The 12,054-nt window shown below is 65.9% G+C and carries 8 protein-coding genes; 4 read left to right on the top strand and 4 right to left on the bottom strand.

Annotated features, from left to right (window positions below; genetic code table 11):
- Positions 1–121: 121 nt before the first annotated feature.
- The 3 genes from N1F91_RS10755 (at position 122) to N1F91_RS10745 (ending at position 5,512) form a co-directional block, all read left to right on the top strand.
- Positions 122–952 (top strand): MurR/RpiR family transcriptional regulator, encoded by an 831-nt coding sequence (locus tag N1F91_RS10755; protein ID WP_289992024.1) that lies wholly within the window; start codon positions 122–124, stop codon positions 950–952.
- 208 nt (positions 953–1,160) lie between these two features.
- Positions 1,161–2,345, top strand: coding sequence for an efflux RND transporter periplasmic adaptor subunit (locus N1F91_RS10750; protein ID WP_289992215.1), 1,185 nt, complete (start codon positions 1,161–1,163; stop codon positions 2,343–2,345).
- 20 nt (positions 2,346–2,365) lie between these two features.
- Entirely contained in the window at positions 2,366–5,512 is a 3,147-nt protein-coding gene (locus tag N1F91_RS10745) for an efflux RND transporter permease subunit (RefSeq protein WP_289992214.1), read from the top strand.
- A gap of 18 nt (positions 5,513–5,530) precedes the next feature.
- Here the strand turns inward: N1F91_RS10745 and N1F91_RS10740 are convergent, their stop codons facing one another.
- Entirely contained in the window at positions 5,531–6,262 is a 732-nt protein-coding gene (locus N1F91_RS10740; RefSeq protein WP_289992022.1) for a DUF4386 family protein, read from the bottom strand.
- 188 nt (positions 6,263–6,450) lie between these two features.
- Here N1F91_RS10740 and N1F91_RS10735 point away from each other — a divergent pair, with 188 nt between their 5' ends.
- Positions 6,451–7,077: a TetR/AcrR family transcriptional regulator gene (locus tag N1F91_RS10735; RefSeq protein WP_289992020.1), complete on the top strand. Its 627-nt coding sequence runs from the start codon at positions 6,451–6,453 to the stop codon at positions 7,075–7,077.
- Between the two features lie 40 nt (positions 7,078–7,117).
- Here N1F91_RS10735 and N1F91_RS10730 read toward each other — a convergent pair whose 3' ends face one another.
- From N1F91_RS10730 to N1F91_RS10720, 3 genes are all read right to left on the bottom strand, one after another.
- Positions 7,118–8,740 carry an ABC-F family ATP-binding cassette domain-containing protein gene (locus N1F91_RS10730; protein ID WP_289992018.1) on the bottom strand — a complete coding sequence of 541 codons (1,623 nt, stop codon included), beginning with the start codon at positions 8,738–8,740 and terminating at the stop codon, positions 7,118–7,120.
- 185 nt (positions 8,741–8,925) lie between these two features.
- The gene (locus N1F91_RS10725) at positions 8,926–10,101 is read right to left on the bottom strand and encodes an ABC transporter substrate-binding protein (RefSeq protein ID WP_289992016.1); all 1,176 of its coding nucleotides are present in this window, start codon (positions 10,099–10,101) and stop codon (positions 8,926–8,928) included.
- Between the two features lie 23 nt (positions 10,102–10,124).
- The gene (locus N1F91_RS10720; RefSeq protein WP_289992014.1) at positions 10,125–12,038 is read right to left on the bottom strand and encodes a long-chain fatty acid--CoA ligase; all 1,914 of its coding nucleotides are present in this window, start codon (positions 12,036–12,038) and stop codon (positions 10,125–10,127) included.
- Positions 12,039–12,054 lie beyond the last annotated feature (16 nt).

Genomic DNA, 12,054 nt, shown 5'->3' with positions numbered 1-12,054 from the left:
TTGTTACGTTTTTGGTATCTTTGCGCCTCGGTGGATGATTTGATACGCCCTCTGCCGGTTTGTCAAACCGCATTTTCCGCCCGGGAGGATCGGGCGCCGGGTTCCTGGCGAAGGAGGTCGCATGGGCACGAGCATTGCCGAGCTGATCACCGACCGCATGGACGCGATGCCGGCGGGCGAGCGTCGCGCTGCCCAGACGCTGATCGCCAACTATCCGCTGGCCGGGCTGAAGACCGTGGCGGACTTTTCCCAGCATGCCGGGGTCAGTTCGCCGACCATCCTGCGCTTCGTCGCCCGCCTCGGCTTCCACAACTACGCGGAGTTCCAGGCAACCCTTCAGCATGAACTCGCCGCACAGCTGCAGTCCCCGCTCTCTCGCACCGAGCGCCAGTCCGGACACCGCGGCGAAGAGCCGGCCATGCTGGCCGCCACGCTCGACAACATCCGCGAAACCTTCGGCCACGTCTCGCCGCGCCAGATGGACGAGATCGTCGCGCTGCTGGCGCATCCCCGCGCGAGCATCCATCTGATCGGCGGCCGCTTCACCGACCCGATCGCGCGCTACATGGCCGCCCACATGACCATCATCCGCCCCGCCGTCTTCCACCTCTCCGGCCAGGAGAGCAACTGGCGCGACCGGCTGATCGACATGGGGCGGCGCGACGTGCTCTTCGTGTTCGACATCCGCCGCTACCAGGACAGCCTGCTGCAACTGGCCGAGACGGCCCACAAGCGCGGCATCCAGATCGTGCTGGTCACCGACCAGTGGCTGTCGCCCATTGCCCGCTTCGCCCGTCATGTCGTGGCCGGTCGCACGGCGGTGCCCTCAGCATGGGATTCCTCGGCCGCGCTCTTCGTCTTCGCCGAGGCGCTGATCGGCGAACTGACGCGCAGATTGGAGAGCGAGAGCGCCAAGCGGATCGGCGAGCTGGAGACGTTGCGCAAGGGCTGACGCCGCTATGCCCGCCTCCATTGATCCGCCGACCCTTTGGACGCGTATTACCGAACGTTAATCCTGTTCCGCGTGCATACCTGCCGCAGGATGTACATAATGGATGCTTATGAGCGTGCGCAGGCGCCGGCGGATGTCGAGCCCTGGAAGCGGAGAGGGGTACGACGGTCCCACCCGCGACGCCACGCATCTCGAAACGGAGTACCGGATGTCGATCTGGAAACAGGCAGCGCTGACCCTCGTTCTTCTCGTTGCCGCATTCTTCGGATGGCTGCAGTTCTACCCCGGCGCGCCCGCGACGCTGGCGAGGCTTGGGATCGAGAACGTCCCCTTCGCCCCGGAAGCGGCGCCCGCGGGACCGGGTGGCGGAGCGCCGGCTCAGGGCGGCAACCGCGGTGGCGGGTTCGGCGGACAGCAGTCCGCGGTCGTGGCGCAGCCGGTTCTCGAACTGACGATCAACGATCGCCTTTCGGCCATCGGCACCGGTCGCGCGGTCCGCTCCGTCGTGGTCACCCCCTTCACGAGCGGCCGGCTGACGGAGGTGCTCGTCGAATCCGGCGCCACCGTCGTTCGCGGTGAGGTCATCGCCCGCCTCGATTCCCAGGCGGAGCGGATCGCGCTCGACCGTGCCCAGGTGGCGATCCGGGACGCGCAGGCGCGGGTGGAGCGGTTCCAGGCGCTGCGCAACTCCGCCGCCGCGACGGCCGTTCAGCTCACCGATGCCGAAGTCCAGCTCGACAATGCGCGGCTTGCGCTGCGCGACGCCGAACTGGCGCTCGAGCGTCGGTCCGTCGAGGCGCCGATCGGCGGCGTGGTTGGCATTCTCCCGATCACCGCGGGCAACTACGTCACGTCGCAGACCGAGATCGCCACCATCGACGACAGGTCCGAAATCCTGGTCGATTTTTGGGTTCCCGAGCGTTTCGCGGGCATGATCACGGTCGGCTCCTCGCTCACCGCCGCTTCCGTGGCGCGCCCGGGCGAAGTTTTCGAGGGCAACGTGAGCGCGGTGGACAACCGGATCGAGACCGACAGCCGGACGCTGCGGGTGCAGGCGCGGCTTCCCAACGCCAACGACAGGCTGCGCGCCGGCATGGCTTTCGAGGTCGGCATGCGCTTCCCGGGAGACACCTTCCCGGCGGTCGATCCGCTGGCTGTGCAATGGGGCACCGAAGGCGCTTTCGTCTGGGCCATCCGTGATGGCCGCGCAGAGCGCGTCGCCGTCCGCATCATCCAGCGCAACACCGACAGCGTTCTTGTCGATGCGCCGCTGACGCTGCAGGACGCCGTGGTGACCGAAGGCCTGCATGCGGTGCGCGATGGCGCGGAGGTGCGGATAGCCGGCCGTGCGGGCGAAACTGCAGCACCCGCGGCCGCGGCCGGCGGTTCCTGAAGGGAGGCTCGACCATGGACATGAAGACCGAACGCCAGGAAAACAGCCTGACCGCGCTGTTCGTGCGTCGTCCCGTTCTCGCCTTCGTGTTCAACACGCTGATCGTGGTGGCGGGCCTGGCCGCCTTGTTCGGCGTCGAGATCCGCGAACTGCCCGACGTCGACCAGCCCGTCATCACCATCCGGACCGATTTCGACGGTGCCGCCGCCGAGACCATCGACCGCGAGCTGACCGGGGTCATCGAAGGCGCGGTCTCGCGCGTGGCGGGCGTGAAATCCATTTCCTCCTCGTCCTCGTTCGGCGAAAGCCGCGTGACGGTCGAATTCCGAGACGACGTCGACATCGACACCGCTGCGTCCGACCTGCGCGACGCCGTCGGACGTGTGGTCAACAACCTTCCCGAAGATGCCGATGCCTCGCGCATCGTCAAGGCGGACGCCAATGCGCAGGCGGTCGTGCGGCTCGGCGTCACCTCCGACCGGATGTCGGTCGAGGACATGACGGTGCTGGTCGAGGATGAGGTCGTCGACGCGCTGTCGGCCGTACCGGGCGTCGCCGACGTCCAGGTCTATGGCGACCGCAGCAAGATCTTCCGCATCGACATCGATCAGGGCAAGATGGCAAGCCTGAACCTGACCGTCGCCGACCTGACGAGCGCCCTCTCCTCGATCTCGTTCGACACGCCGGCCGGCTCGCTCACGTCCAACACCCAGGACCTGATCGTCCGCGCCACTGCCTCCGTGAACTCGCCCGAAGCCTTCGAGGACCTGATCATCAACCGTCGCGTACGTCTGGGCGACTTCGCCACGGTGACGCTCGGCCCCGACATCGGCCAGTCCCAGCTGCGCGCCAACGGCAAGGCGGGCATCGGTCTCGGCATCATCCGCGCGGCGCAGTCGAACACGCTGGAAATCTCGCAAGGCGTCCGCGAAGCCGCCGCCCGAATCCAGCAGAACCTGCCCGCGGGCATGGCCATCGAGATCACCAGCGACGACGCCACCTTCATCAACGGCGCCATCCACGAGGTTGAGATCGCCCTTCTGATTTCGGTCAGCGTGGTGCTGCTGATCATCTTCCTCTTCCTGTGGGACTGGCGCGCCACGATCATCCCTGGCCTCGCAATGCCCGTGGCGCTGATCGGCACGCTGGCGGCGATCTATCTCGTGGGCTTCTCGGTCAACATCCTCACCTTGCTCGCCCTTGTTCTGGCGACGGGCCTCGTCGTCGACGATGCCATCGTCGTGCTTGAAAACATCGTGCGCCGCCGCAACGAGGGCATGGGCCCGCGCGCCGCTGCCGTGCTCGGCACCGAGGAGGTGTTCTTCGCCGTCATCGCCACGACGGCGACGCTGATCGCCGTCTTCGTGCCGCTGTCCTTCCTGCCGGGGCAGACCGGCGGCCTGTTCCGTGAATTCGGCTTCGTGCTCGCCATCGCGGTGTTTCTTTCGTCGCTGGTCGCGCTGTCGCTCTGTCCCATGCTTGCGTCGCGCATCCTCAAGGAAGGCGCGCAGCAGGAGGGGCATGGCGGCGTGATCGGCGGGATCGGCGGCGCTCTCGCCGGAGCCTACCGGCGCATGCTGCGCGCATGTCTCAATGCCCCGATGGTGGTCGTCGCGGTCTCGATCCTATTCGCTGCCCTCGCAGGCAGCCTCTATCCGACGATCAAGTCTGAGCTGACACCCTCCGAGGACCGCTCGCAGGCCTTCCTGCGCATTTCCGCGCCGCAGGGCGTCAGCCTCGACTACCTCGCCCAGCAGATGCGCGCGATCGAGATCCTGCTCCAGCCGCTGCGCGACAAGGGCGAGATCACCAGCACCTTCGCCATCGCCGGTTCCGGCGGCTCGTCGAACAGCGGCTTCATGGTGCTGCGGCTGGCTCCTTGGCAGGACCGCGAGCGCTCGCAGCAGGCGATCGTCGGCGACATCAGCCGCATCGTCCAGAACGTGCCGGGCGTGCGCGCATTCGCCTTCCAGCCCAACAGTCTCGGCATCCGCGGCGCCGGCAGCGGCCTTCAGTTCGCGGTCGCCGGCAATAATTACGCCGACCTGCGCGAGGCAGCGCAGAAGATCGTAGCCGACCTCGAGCGCGACCCGCGGTTCAGCCAGGCGCGGCTGTCGACCGATGCCAGCCAGCCGCAGCTCTCCGTCTCGATCGATCGCGAGCGCGCCTCCGACCTGGGGATCGAGATCAACGGCCTCGGTGCGGCCATGCAGGCGATGCTCGACGGCCGCCAGGTCGGCCAGGTGTTCATCGACGACCGCTCCTTCGACGTGAAGCTGGTCTCGACGACCAATCCGATCAACGATCCGACGGACCTCGAGAACGTCTTCATCCGAACGGGCGACGGCCGCTTCGTGCCGGTCGCCACCATCGCGACGCTGCGCGAGCAGGCTGTTCCGCCCGGACTCGATCGTGAGCAACAGCTTCGATCGGTCGGCATCACGTCAGCGCTTGCACCGAACTTCGCTCTCGGCGAGGCCTACCAGGTCGCACAGGCGGTCGCCGAGCCGCATCTTCCGGCGGGGTCGCGGATCATTCCGCTGGCGGAGGCAGCAACGCTCGGCGAACAGACTTCGTCGATGGCGCGGACGTTCGGCTTCGCCATCGTCATCATCCTGCTGGTGCTCGCCGCGCAGTTCGAGAGCTTCGTCTCGGCCGTCATCATCATGGCGACGGTTCCGCTCGGCCTTGCCTGCGCGGTCTTCGCCATGCTGCTCACCGGAACGAGCATGAACGTCTACAGCCAGATCGGGCTGGTGCTTCTCGTCGGCATCATGGCGAAGAACGGAATCCTGATCGTGGAGTTCGCCAACCAGTTGCGCGACCGCGGCCAGGGCGTTCGCGAGGCGATCGAGAACGCCGCCAACATCCGGCTGCGCCCGGTGATGATGACCATGATCTGCACCATCGTCGGCGGCGTGCCGCTGATCCTGGCGCAGGGCGCCGGTGCGGAGGCCCGCATCGCGCTGGGTTGGGTCATCGTCGGTGGCCTCGGCCTCGCCACCGCCTCGACGCTGTTCCTGACCCCGGTAGCCTACCTGATCCTCGGCCGCTTCGTCACGCCCAAGGCGCACGAGGAGGCCCGGCTGCACCGCGAGATCGAGGCGGCGCGGCAGCCGGGTTCCTACGGGACTGGCGAAGGGGTGCCCGTCGCTCCCGCTGAGTAGGCCGTTTCGAAACGCGGTTCAACGGCGTCTCGCCGCTTCCTGTCCGGCGCGTTCGGGACGAAGATGGACAAGTCCGGTCGCGATCAGCCATACCGTGAGGCCGAGAAATCCGCCGATGGTAAAAAGCGAGAACACGTCCCCGGCGCGGCCGAGCGCAATCGCTATTCCCTCGTTCGTGCCCGTGGCGATCGCCATCGCCGCGAGGAAGCCGATTGCGGGCGCCGCTCTCAGACCTCGGCGCCATTGCAGCGCCGACAGGCTCAGCATGAAGAAGACCAGGAGCCACTGGCCAAGATGCTCCCCGATCGCGACGCCTCCATAGGCGTTGAGCACACCAAAGCTGTGCGCCGCGGCAGCGCGCGCCGCCGCATCCGCCGAGGAAGCGGAGTATTCTCGCGCCAGGTCCGGCACGACGAAGACCCATCGCCATAGCCCTATCGACTGGGTCACGCCCGACAAGGCGCCGGTCAATGCGGCTGCGATCGAGAGCCGCTCGGAAGCCCCGCGGTTCTCCGCCGTCAGGGCGAGGCCGAGGGACAGAGGGACGAACAGGAGGGCAGCCCATGCGAAGGCGTGCCACGTCAGGATGAGCACGGCTCCGCCTTCGCTGAACAGCGTCAGTGCTTCGCCCGCGGGGCGGCGCAACACGGCAGGATAGTCATAGCTTTGCGCAAGAGCGAGGTACGGCAGGTTGAATCCTATCGCCATGCCGATGGCGCTGAGGCCGATGAAGGGAGATCGCTGGGTCATCTGACGGTTCCGCTACGGTTTCGGTCGCAAGGCTGCGGAGACGCGTCGGGGGCGCGCAGCACTGCCGTTGACTGGTGCACTGCTGTGTTAGTCACCGATCGGTGACATTACAAGTCACCTTTCGGTGATACCAGTCTTGCCGGACGCGCGCGCATTGCCTATCACCCTTGGATGCAGTGGAAGTCGAGATGACTGAGGGCAAAGCAGCAACACCGCGAGATCGAGCCGCGACCGAAGATCGGATCGTCGAAGCTGCGCGGCAGATTCTCGTCGAGAAGGGGCCAGCAGCGCTCGGCATCAACGCCGTGGCTCGCGCAGCCCGCGTGGACAAGCAGTTGATCTATCGCTATTTCGATGGGCTGGACGGCCTGCTTGCCGCGCTCGGCGAAAGGATCGCGGCGTGGTGGGTGCAGCGTCTCACCGACGAAGCGCCGGGCGTTGCGCCCTCCTCCTACCCGGAGATGGTCGAACAGCTGGCGCTTCGGCTCCTGCGGGTGATGCGAACGGAGCCGCTGGCGCGCCAGTCCTTGTTGTGGGAGCTCGCAGACACCGCCGGCGCTGTCCAGCCGCTGATACGGGCACGCTCACGGGCGATGGTGGAGTGGTCACAGCGCGTTCGCGGCGACCTCGTCCCGCCGGCTGGCATCGATGCTCCGGGACTCAATGCACTGATTATCGGCGCCGTCAGCTATGTGGCGCTGGCGGAGCAAAACGCCCGCAACGTAGCCGGTCTCGCCTCAAGCGATCCGGCGAACTGGGACCGGATCGAGCAGGCACTCATCCGCATGATCCGCGGTGCCTATCGGCTGGAATGAGGATGCGACGGCGGCCGGCAAGCCCCGCCTGTCCCGGCTGTCAGGTTCTCAAACCAGGCGCTTCCTGGCCTGTCCGCTCGACATACTCGACATACCCGCCGCCATAGGCTTGCATGCCGTCCGGCGTCAGCTCCAGCACCCGGTTCGACAGGGCGGCGAGGAAGTGCCGGTCGTGGCTGACGAACAGCATCGCGCCCTCGTATCGCGCCAGCGCCTCGATCAGCATCTGCTTGGTGGCGATGTCGAGGTGGTTTGTCGGCTCGTCGAGCACGAGGAAGTTCGGCGGGTCGAACAGCATCCGGGCCATGACCAGCCGCACCTTCTCGCCGCCCGACAGCACCCGGCACTTCTTTTCGATCTCGTCGCCGGTGAAGCCGAAGCAGCCCGCGAGCGCCCGGAGCGGCGCCTGGCCGGCCTGCGGAAACGAATCCTCCAGCCACTCCAGGATGGTCGCCTCCCCGTCGAGCAGTTCCATCGCGTGCTGGGCAAAATAGCCCATCTTCACACTCGGGCCGCGCGCGACCGTGCCATCGTCGGGTTCTGCAGCGCCGGCGACCAGCTTGAGCAGCGTCGACTTGCCGGCGCCGTTAACGCCCATGACGCACCAGCGTTCGCCGCGGCGGACCTGGAAGTCGAGGCCTTCGTAGATGCGGCGCGAGCCGTAGCTCTTGTGGACGCTCTTCAGCGTCGCGACATCCTCGCCCGAGCGCGGCGCCGGCTGGAACTCGAACCGCACCGTCTGCTGCCGCTTCGGCGGCTCGACCCGGTCGATCTTGTCGAGCTTCTTCACCCGGCTCTGCACCTGGGCCGCGTGGCTGGCGCGCGCCTTGAAGCGCTCGATGAAGGCGATCTCCTTGGCCAGCATCGCCTGCTGGCGCTCGAACTGCGCCTGCTGCTGCACTTCGGCCAGAGCCCGCTGCTGCCGATAGAACTCGTAGTCGCCCGAATAGGAGGTGAGCGTGCCGCCGTCGATCTCGATGATCTTCGACACGATCCGGTTCATGAACGCGCGGTCGTGCGAGGTCATCACCAATGCGCCGTCGAAGCCCTTGAGGAAGGATTCGAGCCAGATCAGGCTTTCGATGTCGAGATGGTTCGAAGGCTCGTCGAGCAGCATCACATCCGGCCGCATCAGCAGGATCTTCGCGAGCGCCACGCGCATCTTCCAGCCGCCGGACAGCTTTCCGACATCGCCGTTCATCATTTCGTCGCTGAAGCCGAGCCCGCCCAGCACCTCGCGTGCACGACCGTCGAGCGCATAGCCATCCAGTTCGTCGTACTTGGCCTGCACCTCGCCATAGCGCTCGATGATCTCGTCCATGCGGTCGGCCTGCTCCGGATCGCCCATGGCGGCCTCGAGTTCGGCCATCTCGGCTGCCAGCACGCTGACGGGACCAACGCCGTCCATGACCTCGACGACCGCGCTTCGACCAGACATGTCGCCGACATCCTGGTTGAAATAGCCGATGCGCACGCCGCGATCGACCGAGACCTGGCCTTCGTCAGGCAGTTCCTCGCCCGTCATCATGCGAAACAGCGTGGACTTGCCGGCACCGTTAGGACCGACGAGCCCGACCTTCTCGCCGCGCTGGATCGCCGCCGACGCCTCGATGAAGACGATCTGCTTGCCGTTCTGCTTGCCGATGCTTTCAAGACGAATCATGCGGATGGAACCTGGTTTCCGGGGGCTGACGCCCTTCGCAACTGCGAACGGACGCGTTCCTAAACCATCGCGGCGGCGCGGGCGCAAGTCCCGTCGCATAACCGGCCGTACAGCCTGGCATTGACTGGAACGAGAAGAGGCCGGCGGATCGCTCCGCCGGCCTCCTGTTCGTCAGTTTCGATCGATCAGTTCGACTTGGTCGGGTCCACGCGGCCGACCTCGACCCACTTGCCGCCATCCACCTTGGAGATGACGATCAGGTCGCCGCCCTGGTGGTCGGCGCCGTAGTTGACCGGCACGTCGTTGACGACGTCATCGTACTGCAGGCCTTCCATCGCCGTGCGGAAGCTGTCCGAGGTCAGGTCCTTGCCAGCCGCCTCGAGCGCCTTCACCAGAGTATCGGCTGCGCTGTAGCCGAGCTGGGCGGCCGTGTCGGCCGGCTGCCCGGCAAAGGCCTGGAACTTGTCGGCCCATTCCTTCACGGCCGGAGTGTCGAGACGGTTCTCGTAGTCCGACCAGCCGGCGGCGGCGTAGTAACCCTCGGTCACGCCTTCCGGCACCTTGGCGACGGCGGTGTTGAAGCCCGCCGACGAGCCGATGAACGACACGTCCGTCCAGCCGAGCTTCTTGGCCGTGCCGAAGGCGACGATGGTCTGGCGCACGCCGAGCGCGGTGGCGACGATGTCGCAGCCCGCCTCCTTCAGCTTCTGGATCGAGCCCACGAAGTCCTGCTCGTCGGGCTTGTGCGTGGTCTCGGCCGCCCAGGTCAGGCCCATGGCCTCGGCCTGTTCCTTGGCGCCTTCCTCGATCTCCTTGCCGAAGTCCGACGGGATGTACATGGCGCAGACTTCCTTGGCGCCCTTCTCCTCCGCGAGCAGCTTCACGCCGGCGCGCAGCTGGTCGTAATAGGACGAGAAGCCGGCATACTTGAAGGCGATGTCGCCCTCGAGCATCTGGCGCGCCGCCGTCAGCGGACCGACATTGGCGACCTGCTTGGAAGCCATGATCGGGAAGCCGGCGATGTTGTGCGGCGTCCCGAGGTTCAGGATCATCGCGAAGACCTGGTCGGAATTGACCAGCTTGTTGAAGTTCTGCACCGCCTTCGGCACCTGATAGCCGTGGTCCTCCACCACGAAACGGATCTTGCGGCCGTGGATGCCGCCTGCCGCATTGACTTCCTCGAAGACCTGCTGCGCGGCCTTGATGGCTCCGACGTTGAAGGCGGCGAAGATGCCCGACAGATCGCCATTCGAGCCGATGACGATCTCGGTGTCGGTCACGCCCTGCGTGGCGTGCGCGGCCGAGGCCATGCCGGCCGCAAGGCCCATGGCGAGCACGCTCTTTCCGATGATGGACTTCATGATTTCAGTCTCCTCCTGGTTGTTCAGTTCCCGGCATGGCCGCTCTGGCCATACATATCGTCGATCAGCTTCTTGTGTTTCTGTTCGACGAAACTCCTCTTCAGCTTCATCGTGGCCGTCAGCTCATCGTCCTCCGCGGTGAGCAGCACATCAATGAGGCGAAAGTCCTTGATCTGTTCGACGCGAGCGAACTCGCTGTTGGTCTCGGCGACGACGCCGCCGATCAGGTCGCGCACCTCCTGCGCCGCGCAGAGCGAGCGGAAGTCGTTGAACGGAACCCGGCGCTCCTGCGCGAATTTCTCGACGTTCTCCTGGTCGATCATGATCAGGCACGACAGGAACTTGCGCTTGTCGCCGATCACGACCGCATCGGAGATGTAGGGCGAGAACTTGAGTCGGTTCTCGATCTCGGCGGGCGTGATGTTCTTGCCGCCCGCGGTGATGATGATGTCCTTGACGCGGCCGGTGACGGTGACGAAGCCCTGGTTGTCGATCTTGCCGACGTCGCCCGTCTTCAGCCAGCCGTCCTCGCTGATCGTCTCGGCGGTCTTCTCCGGCTTGTTCCAGTAGCCCTTGAAGACGTTGCCGCCCTTGTACTGGATCTCGCCGTCCGGGGCGATGCGAACCTGCCCGCCCGGCACCACCGGACCGACGCTGCCGGTCTTGTAGGTCTCGATCAGATTGACCGAGATGACGCCGGAACTCTCGGTCATGCCGTAGCCCTCGAGCACCGTGATGCCGACCGACTTGTACCAGCGCAACAGGTCGGGCGAAATCGGCGCTGCCCCCGTCGTTCCGCGGCGCAGCCGCTCGAAGCCGAGCATGCGGCGCAGGTTCTTCAGCACCATGAAGTCCCAGAAGGCGTACGCGAGCCTGGTTCCGACCGGCACCGGATCGCCGTTCTCCAGCGCCTCGGCGCGCGAGCGGCCGGCGGCGAGCGCGCGCCTGTAGGCCCACTTGCCGATTCCCGTCGCCTCGTTGGCCATGATGGTGACGCGCGAATAGATCTTTTCCCAGACGCGCGGCACCGCGGTAAAGACGTGTGGCGAGACTTCGCGGACGTTGTCGAACACCGTTTCCGGGCTCTCCGCGAAGTTCACCGTCGATCGCAGCCCGATCGGCGTGAAGACGCTGATCAGCCGCTCCAGGATGTGGCAGAGAGGCAAGAAGCAGAGCTGTTCGTCGGTATCCTCGACCGGCAGCGTCAGCACCGAGCCGATGATCGACACGATGATGTTCTGGTGGCTGATCATCGCGCCCTTCGGCGGCCCGGTGGTGCCGGAGGTGTAGACGAGGATCGCCGTGTCCTTGGGATCCGACTTCGCGATTTCCTCGTCGAACCGGTTGGGATTGGCCTTCAGGAAGTCGCGGCCGACCCGGTAGAGATCGTCGAGGAAGATCACCTTGTCGTCGGAAAAGTCGTGCAGCCCCTCGCGGTCGTAGACGATGACCTTCGCCAGCCCAGGCATCTGGTCCTTGACCGACAGGTACTTGTCGAGCTGCTCGTCGTTCTCGACGAAGAGGAACCGGCTGTCGGAATCGTTGACCAGGTAGGCAAGCTGTTTTGCCGAATCCGTCGTGTAGACGCCCGACGAGATGCCACCGACCGACTGCACGCCGAGATCGGTGTAGATCCACTCCTTGTTGTCTTCGGACAGGATCGACACGACCTCGCCGCGCTTCAGCCCCAGCGCGACCAGCCCGAGACCGATCAGGCGTGCGTGTTCGTAGAAGTCGGTCCACGTGTAGGACAGCCAGATGCCGTAGTCCTTCTCGCGGTGCGCGACCTTCGTCTTCAATTCCTGGCAGCGCTGCCGGAACAGCTTCGCCAGCGTGTCGCAGCCATCGAAGTAGAACGGCCCGGGCCCTTCCAGTTCGGCATTGAAGGAAAAGCCGCGCACCGTCTGCATCTGCGGCAGTCTCTCGGCGATGGTCATCCAGGTCTCCTCCCTA

The sequence above is a fragment of the Aquibium sp. ELW1220 genome (assembly GCF_030398385.1).
Lineage (GTDB): Bacteria > Pseudomonadota > Alphaproteobacteria > Rhizobiales > Rhizobiaceae > Aquibium.
This window is presented reverse-complemented; position numbering and strand designations above follow the sequence as displayed.

Excerpts from the sequence above, each read along its gene's own strand:
- N1F91_RS10755 (WP_289992024.1), top strand. The coding sequence starts at position 122 with ATGGGCACGAGCATTGCCGAGCTGATCACCGACCGCATGGACGCGATG.
- N1F91_RS10750 (WP_289992215.1), top strand. The coding sequence starts at position 1,161 with ATGTCGATCTGGAAACAGGCAGCGCTGACCCTCGTTCTTCTCGTTGCC.
- N1F91_RS10745 (WP_289992214.1), top strand. The coding sequence starts at position 2,366 with ATGAAGACCGAACGCCAGGAAAACAGCCTGACCGCGCTGTTCGTGCGT.
- N1F91_RS10740 (WP_289992022.1), bottom strand. The coding sequence starts at position 6,262 with ATGACCCAGCGATCTCCCTTCATCGGCCTCAGCGCCATCGGCATGGCG.
- N1F91_RS10735 (WP_289992020.1), top strand. The coding sequence starts at position 6,451 with ATGACTGAGGGCAAAGCAGCAACACCGCGAGATCGAGCCGCGACCGAA.
- N1F91_RS10730 (WP_289992018.1), bottom strand. The coding sequence starts at position 8,740 with ATGATTCGTCTTGAAAGCATCGGCAAGCAGAACGGCAAGCAGATCGTC.
- N1F91_RS10725 (WP_289992016.1), bottom strand. The coding sequence starts at position 10,101 with ATGAAGTCCATCATCGGAAAGAGCGTGCTCGCCATGGGCCTTGCGGCC.
- N1F91_RS10720 (WP_289992014.1), bottom strand. The coding sequence starts at position 12,038 with ATGACCATCGCCGAGAGACTGCCGCAGATGCAGACGGTGCGCGGCTTT.